This is a genomic window from Mucilaginibacter mali (genome assembly GCF_013283875.1).
Lineage (GTDB): Bacteria > Bacteroidota > Bacteroidia > Sphingobacteriales > Sphingobacteriaceae > Mucilaginibacter > Mucilaginibacter mali.
Window position 1 is genome coordinate 3280556 of record NZ_CP054139.1, and the last position, 15419, is coordinate 3295974.

General features: G+C 48.2%; 10 protein-coding genes. 5 read left to right on the forward strand and 5 right to left on the reverse strand.

Annotated features, from left to right (window positions below):
* Positions 1 to 133 precede the first annotated feature (133 nt).
* The 5 genes from HQ865_RS13685 to HQ865_RS13705 all read left to right on the forward strand — a co-directional run bounded on the left by HQ865_RS13685 (position 134) and on the right by HQ865_RS13705 (position 5932).
* A complete protein-coding gene (locus HQ865_RS13685; protein ID WP_173415429.1) occupies positions 134 to 2059 on the forward strand; it encodes an outer membrane beta-barrel family protein in 1926 nt (641 codons plus the stop codon).
* Between the two features lie 233 nt (positions 2060 to 2292).
* Entirely contained in the window at positions 2293 to 3111 is an 819-nt protein-coding gene (locus tag HQ865_RS13690; protein WP_173415430.1) for an SDR family NAD(P)-dependent oxidoreductase, read from the forward strand.
* Positions 3112 to 3123: 12 nt separating this feature from the next.
* Positions 3124 to 3927, forward strand: a complete 804-nt coding sequence (locus tag HQ865_RS13695; protein ID WP_173415431.1) for an isocitrate lyase/PEP mutase family protein — start codon at positions 3124 to 3126, stop codon at positions 3925 to 3927.
* Positions 3920 to 5332, forward strand: a complete 1413-nt coding sequence (locus tag HQ865_RS13700; RefSeq protein ID WP_173415432.1) for an MFS transporter — start codon at positions 3920 to 3922, stop codon at positions 5330 to 5332. Before HQ865_RS13695 ends, HQ865_RS13700 begins: the two co-directional genes overlap by 8 nt.
* A gap of 33 nt (positions 5333 to 5365) precedes the next feature.
* Positions 5366 to 5932, forward strand: a complete 567-nt coding sequence (locus tag HQ865_RS13705) for a Crp/Fnr family transcriptional regulator (RefSeq protein WP_173415433.1) — start codon at positions 5366 to 5368, stop codon at positions 5930 to 5932.
* 103 nt (positions 5933 to 6035) lie between these two features.
* Here HQ865_RS13705 and HQ865_RS13710 read toward each other — a convergent pair whose 3' ends face one another.
* The 5 genes from HQ865_RS13710 to HQ865_RS13730 all read right to left on the reverse strand — a co-directional run bounded on the left by HQ865_RS13710 (position 6036) and on the right by HQ865_RS13730 (position 15419).
* The gene (locus HQ865_RS13710; protein ID WP_173415434.1) at positions 6036 to 8360 is read right to left on the reverse strand and encodes a DUF5703 domain-containing protein; all 2325 of its coding nucleotides are present in this window, start codon (positions 8358 to 8360) and stop codon (positions 6036 to 6038) included.
* 32 nt (positions 8361 to 8392) lie between these two features.
* Complete coding sequence (locus tag HQ865_RS13715) at positions 8393 to 9184, reverse strand: rhamnogalacturonan acetylesterase (RefSeq protein WP_202020386.1); 792 nt, start codon at positions 9182 to 9184, stop codon at positions 8393 to 8395.
* Positions 9184 to 12219: a glycoside hydrolase family 2 protein gene (locus HQ865_RS13720; protein WP_202020387.1), complete on the reverse strand. Its 3036-nt coding sequence runs from the start codon at positions 12217 to 12219 to the stop codon at positions 9184 to 9186. The genes HQ865_RS13715 and HQ865_RS13720 overlap by 1 nt, the downstream gene beginning before the upstream one ends.
* A 23-nt stretch (positions 12220 to 12242) precedes the next feature.
* Positions 12243 to 13580: a pectinesterase family protein gene (locus tag HQ865_RS13725; RefSeq protein ID WP_173415435.1), complete on the reverse strand. Its 1338-nt coding sequence runs from the start codon at positions 13578 to 13580 to the stop codon at positions 12243 to 12245.
* Between the two features lie 138 nt (positions 13581 to 13718).
* A complete protein-coding gene (locus HQ865_RS13730; protein ID WP_173415436.1) occupies positions 13719 to 15419 on the reverse strand; it encodes a DUF4957 domain-containing protein in 1701 nt (566 codons plus the stop codon).

Here is a 15419-nt window from a genome sequence, read left to right on the forward strand (position 1 = left end):
TCATCTAAATCGGCATCAACGAAAAAACCGCCTCATAATTGACTTATGAGACGGCCTCATTCAACTCCAAACCGTAGTGATCCGCGGGCAAAGGCCTGCTATCGAACACCGGGTTGACGGGATCGTTTTTAATATGGAAAATTTGCCCGCTGTTGCCGGAGCGGATGCATCGGATGTGTTACGAAAAGTACCGATGGTAAGCGTTGATGGCAATGGCAGCCTGATGGTTCGTGGAAGCGGGAATGTTAAATTACTGATTGACGGGAAGCCATCCGAAATTTACGCGCCATCGGTAGCCGATGCGCTGCGGACAATAAGGGGCGATCAAATAGTTAAAGTAGAGGTGATCACCGATCCGTCCTCGCGTTATGATGCCGAGGGGACCGACGCTGTGGTAAATATCATTACCCGCAAGCCGCGGCAAAACACTACTAATGGCAATATCGGTGGCATGCTGGGCAACCGCAGCGAAAACTTCATGGGCGATATTCACCATCAGCAGGGTGCGCTACAGGTTCACGGTGATGCATTTTACCAGCGCTACCGCAATCAAAACGGGGTGGTATTACAGCGGAACGGCGAAAGTTTTTCGTTGCGCCAGCAAACGGAAACCCGGCAGACCGGGGTTTACTTTTATGGCGGATTTAACCTGTTATACAGCCTTGATTCCTTAAACACGCTGAATGCCGGTTACCGCTACCGGCGGGCAGGCAGCAGCACCACAAGTAATTCTGATAACTATGACCAAATCAATACGATACCGGCGCTGTTATTCCGGCGAACAATGGAAACACCCGGCGGAAGTGAAGGAGGTAGCTTTACCCTGGGCTTTAATGGGCGCTCGCCCGACAGAAAAACCGAATACGCGTTGCTAGGCCTCTATACGCCATCTAAAAACCGCAGCGACTATACCCTACAGCAATACGCGCAAAATACTAGTAGCTATAACGAAACGTTTTTTAGTACCGGCAACAATAAGGACGGCATCATCCAGGCAGACCTGGCGCACACATTTACAGCCGGGTTGAAATGGGAAACCGGTGGCAAACTTACCATTAAAGATGTACGAAACGATAACCAATATCAACCCGATGCCGGGCGCTCGGCCATATTTGCCTATAACAGCCAGATCAGCGCCGTATATACCAATATGAGTTTCGGTTGGGGTAAATGGTCGTTCAGCGCGGGAACGCGTTACGAACGAACGGGTTTGAGCACTACTTTTAAAAATTCAGCTGCAAGTATCCCATCCTTCAGTAATGTTATCCCCCAGGCGTTAATACAGTTGGCTGTTGATAATAAAACCAGCCTGAAATTAAGCTATACGCAAAAGATCGTCCGCCCATTTGTCTCCTATCTTGATCCTACGGTAAACACCAGCGATTCGCTAACGCTGCAACATGGCAATCCAAACCTTGTCCCCGAAATAACCAAACGCTACCAGTTCAGTTATTCAGTTAATAGCGCGGACCTTTTTAGGGATGTGGTGCTGTTTTTTAATGACAATCGCAACACTATCGAAAATATACGCACGCCTTTGGCAAACGGGCGCTTTGAAAGTACATGGAAGAATCTTGGCAAAAACCAGCGGCTGGGATTATCGGCCACTGTTAACTGGAAGCCGGGCCTGGCATTCGTATTCGGCGGAACGCTTACCGTACAGTACGCCCGGTTAGCAAGCCCGGCATTGGCTATAAGCAATGGCGGGCTAATGCGGCAATTGACATTGAACGCCAGTTATAAGTTACCGGCAGGTTACAGCGTTGATTTTTACGGATACTTCGATGCTAACAACCTGAGCTTACAGGGCCATCGCGCAGGCTGGAAGTTTTATAATATGACGCTTAATAAAAAGTTTAAGAACGAACGCCTTAATCTAAGTCTTCGCGGAGAAGCGTTTTTTACCCGGCATGTATATATCGATGAGGTGATCGCAGCAGCAGCTTATACCCAGCGGCTGACTACACGTTATCAAACTCAAAACCTGCGGTTGACATTTTCTTATAAGATAGGTAAAAGGGAAGTTAAAGCGCCACAGGTTCGCACTGTAGATCAGTGAGTAACTATAAAACAATAACCGAATTTGCTGAACTGAATTTTGTTGGTAATAACTGGATCATATTAATTTGGCTGGCAATGCGCCCGGTACTTCTGTGCCGGGCTTTTTTATGCTTATACCGCATAATGTGACATACATCACATAATCACCCGGCTTTTTTGAATGTGATGTACATCACACCGTCATTCCGTTTTTCCGAAGCAATTTTGTTTCAACAACAAAAATTAAAAACGATGTCAAAAACAATTTTAATTACCGGCGCTTCCAAGGGATTTGGTAAGATCTGGGCAGAAGCTTTTTTAAAACGTGGCGATAAAGTGATCGCTACCGCACGTGATCTTAATAGTTTAAATGACCTGGTGCAGCAATACGGCGACAATATTTTCCCGGTTAAACTGGATGTGAACGACCGCGAAGCCGTGTTTGCCGCGGTTAAGGCGGGCAAGGATCATTTTGGCAGGATAGATACGCTGATCAATAACGCCGGCTTCGGTTTATTTGGCGCGGTTGAAGAAACCACCGAACAACAAGCCCGCGAACAAATGGAAACCAACTTCTTTGGTTTGCTATGGGTTACCCAGGCAGTTATCCCGATTATGCGCGAACAAAAAAGTGGCCACATTATCCAGGTATCAAGTGTATTAGGCGTAGTAACGCTGCCTGTACTGGGTATTTATAATGCATCAAAATTCGCGGTAGAGGGTTTAACCGAATCGCTTGCTCCCGAAGTGGCCCAGTTTGGTATAAAGGTTTCGCTGGTAGAACCTAATGGCTTTTCTACCGACTGGGGCGGCGCATCAGCGGTGCAAACCGCAGCTAACCCACTTTATGACAAATTAAAAACAGATCTTTTTGGTAGTTTTCCTGCCGATTTCTACGGCAAGCCCGAAGCTACAACCGACGCGGTGCTGAAACTGGTTGACAGCGAAAACCCGCCATTAAGGTTGTTCCTGGGTAAAATAGCATACCCCTTTGTTCAGCAGAACTATGAAACCCGCTGGGCCGAATGGAATGCCTGGAAAGAAGTATCAGCTAACGCTCACGGAATTTAATTATCACCTGTCATGAATAATTTTGAAAAATTCAGCAGCTTGCACCGGCAGGCCACACCTTTGATCTTACCCAATGCCTGGGACGCCGCCAGCGCCAAGATCATCGAACAATCGGGTGCGCAAGCCATTGCTACCACCAGTGCCGGGGTAGCCTGGGCATTGGGTTATCCCGATGGTTATAAAATGACCGCTCAATTGAACGCGCAGGTGGCGCAACGCATCGCGCGCGTAATTACAGTGCCGCTTTCTGTAGATTTTGAGAACGGTTATAGCCACGACCCGGCGGTGGTAGCAGAAAATATCAAACCATTGCTGGATGCCGGTGTGGCCGGTATCAATATCGAAGATGGTACCGATAGCCCCGACTTGCTGGCTAAAAAGATAGAAGCGATACGGCGTGCCGCAGAAGCGCATGGATCGGAACTATTTATTAATGCCCGCACTGATGTTTATTTGGCAGCGCTGGTGCCACCTGCCGAACGTGTAGCGGAAACGGTTAAACGGGCAAAACTATATGCAGCTGCCGGTGCCTGTGGCCTGTTTGTACCGGTAATTACTAACGGTGAAGAGATCGCCCATATTGCCGAAAACACTTCGCTCCCCCTAAATGTGCTGGCCATGCCCGGATTGGCCAAAGCCGACAGGCTTGCTAATTGGGGCGTAAAAAGGTTAAGCGCTGGTACCGGCGTATCGCACATTGCCTGGCAAACCGCTGCTAAAATAGCCCGGGCATTTTTAACCACCGGAGATTCGGCTGTTTTTGAAGCAGATGAACTGCCTGTCGTTAATCTTCAACAATTGCTATCTCATGAATAAGGCAGTTTCACCCTGGCTGGCGCTGGTCATTGTTTTGACCGCGCCGCTGCTTTCCGTTGTCGATATTTTTATCATTAATGTCGCCATCCCCTCTATAAAAACCGGGATACACGCCAGCGACGCGCAGATCCAGTTTGTAATTGCCGGGTACTTGTTGGGCTACGCCTCTTTCCTGATCACCGGCGGCCGCTCGGGCGATCATTTTGGCCGTAAGCGCATCTTTACCTGGGGAATGATCGGGTTCACGTTGTTTTCCTGCCTGTGTGGCCTTTCCCAAACCCCAACGGAACTGAACACTATGCGTTTTTTACAGGGCGTTAGCGCCGCATTTATGGTGCCGCAGGCCATCGCGTTTATCCAGGTATTGTTTACCAACGCGAAAGAGCGTTCCAAAGCATTTAGCTGGTTTGGTATTGCGTTGGGATTAGCCGCTATTATCGGCCAGGTTTTGGGCGGATATTTCGCCGGTGGTCATTTCTTTGTGGCCGGCTGGCGACTGATCTTTCTGATCAACCTTCCTATCGGGATAATCTCGCTTTTAGCCGCCTATCGTTATCTTCCTGAAACAGAACGACACAGCGGAACAAAAATGGATGTCCGTGGTGTGTTCATCCTTACCGCCGGTTTATTTTGCCTTATCTACCCGCTTATCCAGGGCCGCGAATCGGGATGGCCATGGTGGAGTTTTGCGCTGCTTGTTATCTCCGTATTTATCTTCACCTATTTCTTTTATGATCAGCGCCGTAAAAAAGCGGCCGGAAGGGCGCTTTTGATAGATAATGCCTTATTTGGCTTCAAGGATTTCAATATCGGTTTGTGGGCGGCGCTATTTCATTTTATGATGCATACCTGTTACCTGTTTTTAAGCGCCGTTTTTTTGCAGACAGGTATTGGGTTGCATCCATTAATTGCTGGTTTGTCTTTCATCGGTACCGGCGTTCTGTTTACGCTTAGTTCGATTATCGCGGGTAAACTTGTCCCTCGCTATGGTACTATTGTTTTGCAGGTGGGCCTTGCCATAATCATGGTGGCATTTGCATTACAGATCGTTTATTTTAAAACCGGCGCAGGCTTGTTGGTTCTTTTTGTGCTACAGGCTGCCTATGGGCTGGGGAACGGCCTGGCATTGCCCTCTTTAATGAACGTTACGCTGCGTAGCCTTCCACCTGCATTTGCCGGAGCGGCGGCCGGTGTTTATTCAACCGTGCAGCAAACGGCCTCGGCGTTGGGTATTTGTCTTATCGGTGGCTTATATTTTTATTTCCTTGGCCGTAGCCATAGCGTTCAGTTAGCTTATCATTATGCATTGGCGGTTCAAATTGGTTGCGGAATTTTGGTGAGTATAATGCTGTTTTGTTTACCAAAAACGGCACAAAGTAATAATACTACACACGTTGCCGAATAATGAAATATCTGCCAGGAAATGTAACTTTATCGGATGCAAGCCGAGGAAGTACTAAAACAACATTTTTTAAAACAGATAGCCCTTAGTGATGAAGAATTCGCTTATGTTTTTTCGCATTTCAAACCACATACTTTTAAGAAAGGGCAAACAGTATTTTCTGTAGGCGATACGGTAGATGCCGAATATTTTGTAGTTAGCGGCTGCCTTAAATCATTTTACATCAACGATGACCTGAAGATGTTTATCCTGATGTTCGCCATGCCAAACTGGTGGGCGTCGGATTATAACGCGCTCTATTATCATGTCAAGGCCACCACCAGTGTAGATTGTATTACCGATGCGGAAACACTGAGCCTGAACAGCGACGACCGCGAAAAACTGTGTAACGAGATCCCGCAGATCGGGCATTTCTTCCGCTGGCGAACTTACCGCGGTTATGTAGCGGCGCATAAACGGTTGCTTTCTTTTATGAACAACGATGCCAAAGGCCGGTACGAGGACCTGATGAGGCTGTATCCTGAACTGTATAACCTTGTACCCAAACAACTTATCGCCGCTTATCTTGGCGTTTCAAGGGAAACACTAAGCCGGCTTGGTTAAGCATCCGGTACCTTTTCCGGTAAAGCTTCCTAATTGCTGATTTTCAATGTCTACAGATCAATAATTAAGAAGCTCCCGTTTTATTCAATATCAATCAGTCCGATCATTTCCCTGCTTTTACCATCACCACATCCTTTATTCGCGCTGCTGGTGTTACCACAAGATTGGTCACTTTACCATTTTCCACATGGCCTTGTACCGTGGTTTGATATGGCGCGTTCAGTTTAAAATCGGCAGTCCAGTCTGCAGGCCAGGCCGGTAAAAGCTGTATGCGTTTATCGTCGCACTGCATCAGCATATTTTGCAGGGTGATCATACCGTCGCCGCCGTTGTCCAGATCGGGGATCCAATCGTGCCCGGGCTTCCAGAACCATTTAAATCGTTGGTCGCCATAGTTATTAAACTCGGCAATGGCGGCTTTTTGGGCTATCGATGTTAAACCCAGCACAGCCGCCTGCGTACCGTCTTGTCCCCAACAAGTATTTTGCGGCGAACGCCTTGCAGCGAATGTATTTTTTGCCAGTTCAAGATTAGGTTTGCCCACACCGAATATACGATATGGGAAGGCCACGTACAATTCGGGATTTTCGCCGTTGCCGGGCTTGCCATATTTTTCGGCAGGTAATATGGTGATGGTACCATCAGGGTCGCCATCGCCTAATGGTGGCAATTTGCCTTTTGCTGTTCTGCCGATAGGGATAGGCGGCAGATCATTTAAGGTTTTAGCCCATGCCGCACGCTGAGCGGCTGTGGTTAAGTTTGTTGACAAAGCCAGCATACGGGGAATTACCGACATTAAGCCGGCAATATCAGGCGTGGGGTTTACAGCCGTAAGTTGATAAGTTTCCAGCGACTGGCTGGGCGACATCAGGATCTTCCCGTTAGCATCGCGGGGCCAGTGCTGCCCGTAAAAGGTAATGATCTCATCGGCAAAAGGCACCAGTGCTTTAGCTGCAAAAGTATTATCATGACCGTAATCATAAGTATCCAGCATTTGGGCTATCACTTCCAGCGTCCCTTGCACATGATATTTTTGCCAGTGGCTTTGGATTTCATTGGTGGGGTTGTTCTTCCCGAAATCGCCTAAATTGGATATACCCCAAAAGTGCATGGTTTCAGGATAGCTTGCCCCGGCGTGGTGATAGTAAAGTTGGTTTTTGCCCTTCGCCAATGGCAGGGCATTCAGGTACATATTATACCATGGTTTTATTAAATCTGTATCGCCGGTGGCTATTAGAGGCCAGTAGAGCAGGCGGTTATTCTGATTCCAGTAGCTATCGCCCCAGGCCCGGTAATCAGCGTCGTGAATGGCGGCCCGTTGTTTTACGGTATCCGCTATATCGTGCCCAACCGTAAATACGCCTCCGTTAAACTTGGCCGGTATCTCCCCGCGCGATGAGCAGGCCAGCATATACCGCTGCATCACATAGCCCTGCGATACATTTGCCGTTTCATCCTTGCCGCTTACGTTTATCCAGCTGCGGTTCCAAAAGTCCTGCCACCATTTTTGGTGTGCCTGCTTGTCCTGCGCTAACGTGCGGTTGGTTACCGATTTAACCCGGGCGTCCATATCCTTCTTCCAGCTTGCGGGCGATACTGCCCGCGGTTGTATCAGCGCAACAATAGCAAGGCTCAGGTCCTTCGCGGCGGTTTTTGACTTTAGCGAAATATTATCGGTACTCACCAGCCCGGCACCGGTTATGGCCGCACCGAAGCAACGATGATACAGCGGATCTTTTGTTGAAGCGATAAGCGATTCTAAATGCTCTTGCCGCATCAAAAATGGATAATAACTATTTGGATTGAAGTGGCACCAACTGATTTGGTTTGCCCCGGCCAGGAATATCACATCCGACTCGGCAGGTGGATTAGCTTCGCCACTCATTACCCGCGATTGGTCGGCTTCAGTCCATTCGGCAAAGGGTTTGGTTTTGCGCCACATTTCAAGCGAAGCTTGTATCGCCGCGGGCTTATCCAGATGCGCTTCCAAGTGCACAACCGGGCGGTTAGCATCTATCCAAACCTGTAAGGTATTGTTGCCGTTTTTAATTTCGATCTCCCCTATCCCCAGCTTTAGGGTTTGGTTAAAACCTGCATTGCCTGCAAACGGATTTTCAGAAAGTTTGACGCGTACCCGTCCCAGTTTAACCAATTTTCCGGTTTCCGTCCACGTATCCGGACTGGAGAGTAACAGCACAAGATCGCCGTTTTGCTCCGTCCACACATTAGCGGCTAATCGCCCATTGCCTAAAGGCATCGAATCGTTTTCATCCTTTCCTAAAGATGTCCAGGTAACATCGTTTTTTGCGATGTAAGGGTTGCCCGCTACTTTCGCAGCAGTAGGTTGTGCATCAGCATGCTGCATTGTTAATAATGGAGCAAGCAATGCTATTGCCGCGGTAAGCAGCTGTATTTTATTTCTTTTCATTTAGCTATTCTTTATTAACGGGTGTAGGCAGATCATTTAAGATATTGCGTGAGCGGGCAATCGGGAAGCCCCTTAAGTCCCTCGGCCACACATGAAGCATTTAACCTGGCGCCCGCGATATTGGTATGCGTACCATCGCCCGGGAAAAACTTTTTAACTTCCGCTGGTCCCAATTGCTTCCAGTGCGCGGCAATAATACGGTTCAGGTTGATATAGTAAGCGCCGTTCTTTTGGGCTTCTGCCTGTGCCCATTCGGGGTATTCGGCTTCCTTTACTACTTCACCATCCTTCCAGCGATTACGTGGCACCAGCGAACATACAATTGGGATCGCCCCTTTTTGTTTGGCTTCGGTAATTAACTTTTGCAGGTACCAGCCATAAGTATGCACCGTTTCTGTTTTGTTGGTGCGCTTGCTCAGGATATCCTGCGTAGAATCGCTGATACCCAGCAAGGTCCCTTTTTGCTGACCGGTATCTGCCACTCCGGCATGATCGTTATGACCGAATTGCATAATTACAAAATCGCCCTTTTTCAGCGTGGTCAATATCTTATCCCAACGGCCATCTAAAATAAACGTACGCGTACTGGTGCCCGATTTGGCGTGATTTTGCAGCGAGATGCGCGTGGTATCAATAAACGCCTTAAATGGCGTACCCCAGCCCCAGTAATCATTGCGCCCGTTGCCATCATTGTTCTGTACCGTCGAATCGCCGATGATGTACAGCACCGGTTTTTCATCCGGCCTGATCTTTATAAATGCCGTTACCGTAAGCGCTGTTATAACTATTACTAACAGCGATAGTATCCTGCTTCTTCTCATCATCAATTGGTTTTAAGCATATTCAATAATAATTGCTGCCCCACAATATTGGCAGGATTTGCCGCCGCGTTATCAAACCCGGCCATCGACGCGTTTTCACCATCGCCCTCGGCCTTTTTTTCTGTTTTTACCGCTTTGATGCACGACAGCAGATCAAGCGCGTTCAGAATGATCTTACCACGCCCGTGTGGGATAACGCTCAACGCCGAATAAACTTCCTGCTTATGATCTGAAACCGCCCCGACAATGGTTTCGCCGCTCATCATGCGCAAGCCTATGCGGTTTTTGTTGTAGGCAGCCAGGCACTGGTACTCCCAGTTAAATACACACGACTGTGGCAAACCATCAAACAGCTTACTATCCTTTACAAAGTAATTACCGCCGTACCAACTGGTGCCCATCACCTGTATGCCCCTAAAATCCATCGCTTCCTTTTTAGCCAGGTGGGTGGCCCACTTTTCGGTGTTGCCGGCTATCACCAGGGTATTACCGTTATTTACCCATTCCAAAATATCGGTTACTAACGGGTTGCCGGTTTGCGTAGGATCATAAGCGCCAATTACAAGCACATGCCCATCCGGTTTGCCCGATCTATAGCTTTTAATATCACTAATGCCTGCCGATTTCAGGTACGATTGGATAAGGCCCGTTGTATCGGCAACTATCAATCGCTTATCAACACCCTGGGTATTGAGCTTCACGGCAAAAATGTCGTCATCGCCGGTGCAAACGGTGCTTGCTCCCTGTCGCAGTGTAGCGCTTACCCGGGTATAGCCAGCATTATTTACCGGCACCTGGATACCTTTCAGCAATAATTCGCCATAAACGGTACCGCCGCTTACCTTAACCTGTTGTTTTTTAGTCATCAGCACATGGCCCTGGTTCATCACTTTAATTTCCAGCTCGGCATCGCCATTAATATTTTTTTCGTTAACGATAAAGAAATCAGCCACGGCTGTACCACCAACAGGCATCACTTTATGATTGAGTTTTACAGCAACATATAAAGGTTTGTTGTAGCGGGATATCAACGCGGCATCACCCTTCAGGTTGCGGTAATCATCAACCACGCCCGAGTGATTTTCCTGCTTCATACTTTCCCAGCCGTTAATGGCATAGCCATCGATGATATTGTTAATGCGCACATTCTCAATCACCCGGCCCTGGTAATAGTAGGCCACGTTGCCCATTTTACGGGTCAGGCTATCTACGTTAGGGAATGCCTTCGAAAAGCCGTTCTTTTTCAGGAAGCCATCGTAAGCATCGTACCATTTTAAATAGGTATCGGTTTCCCAGCCACGGTTCACGCCTGTTCTCAGTATCTCATCGCGTATCAGCTGCAACCTTGGCGGGGTGCCGATGGCGCCTTCTTCGCCATAGTAAATGATCTCGTCTTTATGATCGGTATACTTGGCGTAGTTGGTTGGGTTGTTATACAAATTATCGTGATAAACACCCGGCCCTCCTGCATGATGCTGATCGAACCAGCCGTAATCGTAAAACTTATCATCATACGGGAACAGGTGCAGTTTAAACCGGGTATCGGGTTCGTTTTGCTTGATAGGTCCGTTTGATGAATTATAGGTGATGATGCGCGAGTTATCCAGTTTGTGTCCCGTCATCATTTCTTCCCTGTCGATAGCTTGCGGTTGCGCGCCACGCTCGTTATGCATATTGTAGATCACCAGCGATGGGTGATTACGGTCGCGGCGCACCATACGAAAAAACTTCTGATCGCGCGCAGCGAGGTAAAAATCGGTCTGCTTCTTTTCAGCCTCGTTTTTAGGGTTGAAAAGGTTATCGGGATATTGATTGCCGCCCGGCTCTTCAAAGTAAAGCAAGCCTAATTCGTCGGCAGCATCCAAAACATTGGTTTGGCCAATGGTGCGGTGAAAGTTAAGCATATTCAAGCCCAGCGCCTTTGCATCAGCCACCTGTTTGTGCGCCAGCGCGTCTGAGGGCGCGATGCCATTCCCTCCCCAAAATCCCCAGGAAATAGAAGTACGCAGGACGATGCGTTTATTGTTAAGATAAAATTGCTGATCGCCGTTAACATCCTTTACCTCGAACCAGCGGAAGCCAAAGCGCCGCTGAAAATCATCTGTTATACCATCGGCGCCCTTCCAGTTTACCAGCATGGTATAAAGGTTGGGATGCTCCACATCCCATGGTTTAGCGTTGGGAAGTTCAACTGTATAGCTTTGTTCTTTTTCTGTTTGCTGATAGCTATGCGTATAAACGATCTTCCCGGTGCTGTTATCCTTTACAGATAGCACACAGGTGCCTTTAACATCACTGCCGGCTGGGTTGTCTATCGTTACCTGCACATCAACCTTATTTATTTGCGGTGTGTTCTTCACAAACACATCCGAAATAAAGGTATTGCCGGTAGCGGTAAGCGATACCTTACCGGTGATGCCGCCAAAGCCGTGTGAGGGCTGCGTGCGGTAATCGCCCCACATAAAGTTTTGGCTGTCGCGCCAGTCGAAGTTGCCGTTGGGATCGGTTATCCTTACGGCGATATCATTCAGTTTGCCGGGGATCAATGCTTTGGTAACATCCATATCGAATGGTGTCCCCGATATCAGATCGTAGCCAACCAGTTGCCGGTTAACAAACACCTCGGCGCGGAAGCGGGCGCTTTCAAACTGTAACCGCAGGTGCTTACCTTTATAATTGACCGGTACCATTACCTTTGTGCTGAACCATGAAACGCCCAGGTAATTACCGTTAACGCCAAATTTACTGCCGTTATAGCCCCAAAAATATTCTTCAACCGTGGCCGGCAACTGTACCGTTTGGGCATTTTTACCCGGCAATGCGGCCCATCCACCCGTAGGCAGATTAACCGGCATTTGGCTGATGGGTTTAGGCACAGCATACAACTGATCGTTTTGCCACTTAGCGGCGGTATCCAGCCAAACCGACCAGTTAAGCTTAGTCAGGTCGAGCACCTGCCTTGTGGCCTGCGCGTTTGCTAACATTACATTTCCTAACAGCAGGCCCATCCCCAGGCCAATAGCAGCTTTGATCTTCATTATTATAATTTTATTTCGACAATTTAACGGGTATACGTTTTGCCCTGCGGTTTATCCTTCAGGTTTACAATGATGGCTTCAGACAGCACCGTTTCTTTTCCCTTCGCTGCCTTTACCTGGTAATAACAGGTTTGCGCTTCAGCGGGTAGCTGATCAGTAAATTCAAACGCGGCATCGGTATTTGATGCCGATGTTAGCTGCTTTACTTCCTGGTAATTCACGCCATCGCTGCTTTTTAACAAGGTGTAGGTTACGCCCTGTTGCGGCCAGCAGCTGTTAAATTGCAAAAAACAATCGATTGTTCCAAACCTCACTTTAAAATTCGCTACAGCAAGTGAGGACTGTTTTCTATCTTGTTTCAGATCAGCCCAAACCGCAAAAGGCTCCCAGTTGCCTAATACAGCTTTATTATCATAATAAATTGCCGCATCCTTAACGTTCAACTGCTTAGACCAATCTACCCTTTTACTGATATCCAACAGCGAGCCGTCTGTATTTTGGGTGTGGTATTCAGCATAAATTATATTTTCAGTCTTAGTCCCCGCATCCCACATCGACCAGCCCACCGGCTGGATAGACGCCCCCATTTTGGTGTTGAGGAAAACCACTTTGTTACCCGCGCGGGTGCGACCTTTTACTTCGGTACTGGCATCATTTTGCCATGGGCGGCCAAGGGTATAGCTGGTAATGCCATGGTTCCCTGGCAATAGGCAATCCCTAAAAACAAGACCGTAGGGCTGATTAACCGGCGTACTGGCCGCGGTTAAGTAACCACCCTTGCTCAGGTCGGTGCGGTCGCGGCAGTAGATCACACATTTATCAAACACGGCAACTGATGCGCCGTAAATAAAATCGGTATTACCATCGATATAGCAATTATAAAAATACACCCTGTAGTTAGCAGGCGCAACCATAACCGTGTCCTGCCCGCTGATGAAGCGGCAGTTCACAAAAACGATCCGGTCGGCATTTGTTTTCACCGCCAGCGATTGTGGCCCATCACCAATCCGGCCCTGCGTGTTTTCAAGCGTCAAACCGGTAAGCATGCAATCGTTAGCATTAATGGTAAAGGCTGTTGTGCCGCCTTTGCCATCGGCGTAGGCTATGGTGGTAGTGGCAACGTTCTCGCCTATCAGTTCCAAAAAAGGTTTACTGGCCGGGATGGTGATCTGTTCGGTATAGGTGCCTTTTTTAATGTATATTTTATATGGGCTTGTGCACCCCTCGGGCGCGGCATCAATGGCGGCCTGCACGCTTTTATAGGTTCCGCTTCCGTCTTTGGCCACAACGGCGTCATAGCCCGCGGCTTTGACTGTAAAAGCTGTTATCAGCAAAAGAACTGTTATTGTGATTTGTCTCATCGCTCCGTGTTTCATTCCCGTCATTCTCATTTTATCATCTTAAAAATATACCATCCGGCTGCAGGGCTGCAGCCGGGATGGTAACCAATTTATAAAAGCCATCAAGGCCCTGATGGCGGGGGGTAGATCTGTTTCTTATTAATATGCCCAGCGTGGATCGCCCACGGTACCACCGTTTGAACTTGCCGAGAACACTGCCGTATTTGTGGCAGTTGGTACCAGCAGAAAGTTTGTGGTAGCGGCCGTCCAGCCCAGGTCTATTTTCTGGTTATTATTTTGGAGCAGGCCGGTAAGCGAAATGATGGAGCCTCCGGGCGTTACATTAAACTTAAAGTAATTGTTGTTAGAGAACGACAACGCGTTTTGCGTGTTGCTGGCTCTGAACGCGGCCGTATTTATCGAACCCGATATTGGTGTATTAGCCACGATACTGTTATTAAAGTTAAAAGTGATGAGGTTGGCGTTGGCATCAATAAACGGATATTTGGTATTGCCCGAGAAGCCATTAAACGTATTGTAATCGAACGTAATTACAGGCGCGGCAGCCAAATTAGCCGGGGCAGCCAGCGCGGTACCCATATTCACCATACCATCGCCCACATTATAGAAAGTAGATTTGGTAACGCTCAGCGATTTTAACTGCAGCTTCTCCAGCGAGAACATATAATACCCCTGCACGTTGGTCTGATCGAAATTGTAGAAGATGGAGTTGTTGATGGTTATCGCGCCTATCGTCTGAACGTTGGCGGCAGTACCATAATTGCCCCTGATGATGCAGCGGGTGTAGTCATGCATCACGCAATTATCTATTTTAATATTGGCAAAGTTGGCGGCGGCGCCTGTTGTGGCGGCGGTACCGTAAAGTACAATAGGTGTGGTATTGTAAGTTGTACCGGTATAATTGCCATTAATATCCAAACCCGCCAGCGTGATACCCGCGCCATCGCCAATCAGGTCAATTTCGCGCAGTAATAATTTGGTATCGGCCGGGTTGTTTGAGGTTGAGCGGATGGTAATGGTTTTGTTCAGTACCTGGTAAATACCGGTAAGCGAGTAGGTACCCGGGCCAACACCGATCACATCGCCATCTACGGCGGCAGTAATGGCAGCGCCAAGATTCCCCCCGGCATTAATGGTGGTAGTATAAGTAACCGCTTCGGCAGTGGTTATGTTGATGATACCCTTGCTTTTAGCACCCGCAAGCAGCTGCACCGTGTATTTGGTACCCGGTGTTAATCCTGTTACCAGTTTTTGTCCGGCAGTCACATCGCCTGCGCTTAGCGTAGTTGTTACGGCTGTCCCGGTTGCCGGGGTGAAGACTAAAGTGGTCAGCCCTGCGGTTTGATCGTTAACGCTCCAGTGGATAAGGGTTGTTGTTCCCGTGATCTCGAAATCGCGTACGGCTTTTAAGTACTGCTGCCCTACCAGTCTGAACGAACGTGGAGCGTAGAAGTAATTAGAAGCATGCCGGCCGTTAAAGGCATTAGCTTTAACCCTGGTAAAGTAAGGGGTATTCAGTTTGATCTGCGGATCGATGAAAAGGGCTTTCAGCGTATCCACTACAACCGAATAATCAACCTTTGCAAATAACGAATCGGTTGAAAGATCGAGCGTGTAGGTTTGGCCCTTTAAGGCATACAGCGGCGCGTTCCATTTAAACTTAGCCGAATCGCGCACGGTGCTGACGCTCAACCCCGACGGCGTAAACTGTCTATTCACGGAAGTATCCTGCACCTCGCCCGTAAAATTCTTTTTGCAGGCGCTGTTAAACATACCAAGTATGATCAGCACCACGGCCATTGCCGGGATTATACTGATAGATCTATTATATTTTTTCAT

What these genes read in the sequence shown, in the direction of transcription:
- HQ865_RS13710 (WP_173415434.1), bottom strand. Translation starts at nt 8,360, where the DNA reads ATGAAAAGAAATAAAATACAGCTGCTTACCGCGGCAATAGCATTGCTT.
- HQ865_RS13695 (WP_173415431.1), top strand. Translation starts at nt 3,124, where the DNA reads ATGAATAATTTTGAAAAATTCAGCAGCTTGCACCGGCAGGCCACACCT.
- HQ865_RS13720 (WP_202020387.1), bottom strand. Translation starts at nt 12,219, where the DNA reads ATGAAGATCAAAGCTGCTATTGGCCTGGGGATGGGCCTGCTGTTAGGA.
- HQ865_RS13705 (WP_173415433.1), top strand. Translation starts at nt 5,366, where the DNA reads ATGCAAGCCGAGGAAGTACTAAAACAACATTTTTTAAAACAGATAGCC.
- HQ865_RS13700 (WP_173415432.1), top strand. Translation starts at nt 3,920, where the DNA reads ATGAATAAGGCAGTTTCACCCTGGCTGGCGCTGGTCATTGTTTTGACC.
- HQ865_RS13725 (WP_173415435.1), bottom strand. Translation starts at nt 13,580, where the DNA reads ATGAGACAAATCACAATAACAGTTCTTTTGCTGATAACAGCTTTTACA.
- HQ865_RS13685 (WP_173415429.1), top strand. Translation starts at nt 134, where the DNA reads ATGGAAAATTTGCCCGCTGTTGCCGGAGCGGATGCATCGGATGTGTTA.
- HQ865_RS13715 (WP_202020386.1), bottom strand. Translation starts at nt 9,184, where the DNA reads ATGATGAGAAGAAGCAGGATACTATCGCTGTTAGTAATAGTTATAACA.
- HQ865_RS13730 (WP_173415436.1), bottom strand. Translation starts at nt 15,419, where the DNA reads ATGAAAAAATATAATAGATCTATCAGTATAATCCCGGCAATGGCCGTG.
- HQ865_RS13690 (WP_173415430.1), top strand. Translation starts at nt 2,293, where the DNA reads ATGTCAAAAACAATTTTAATTACCGGCGCTTCCAAGGGATTTGGTAAG.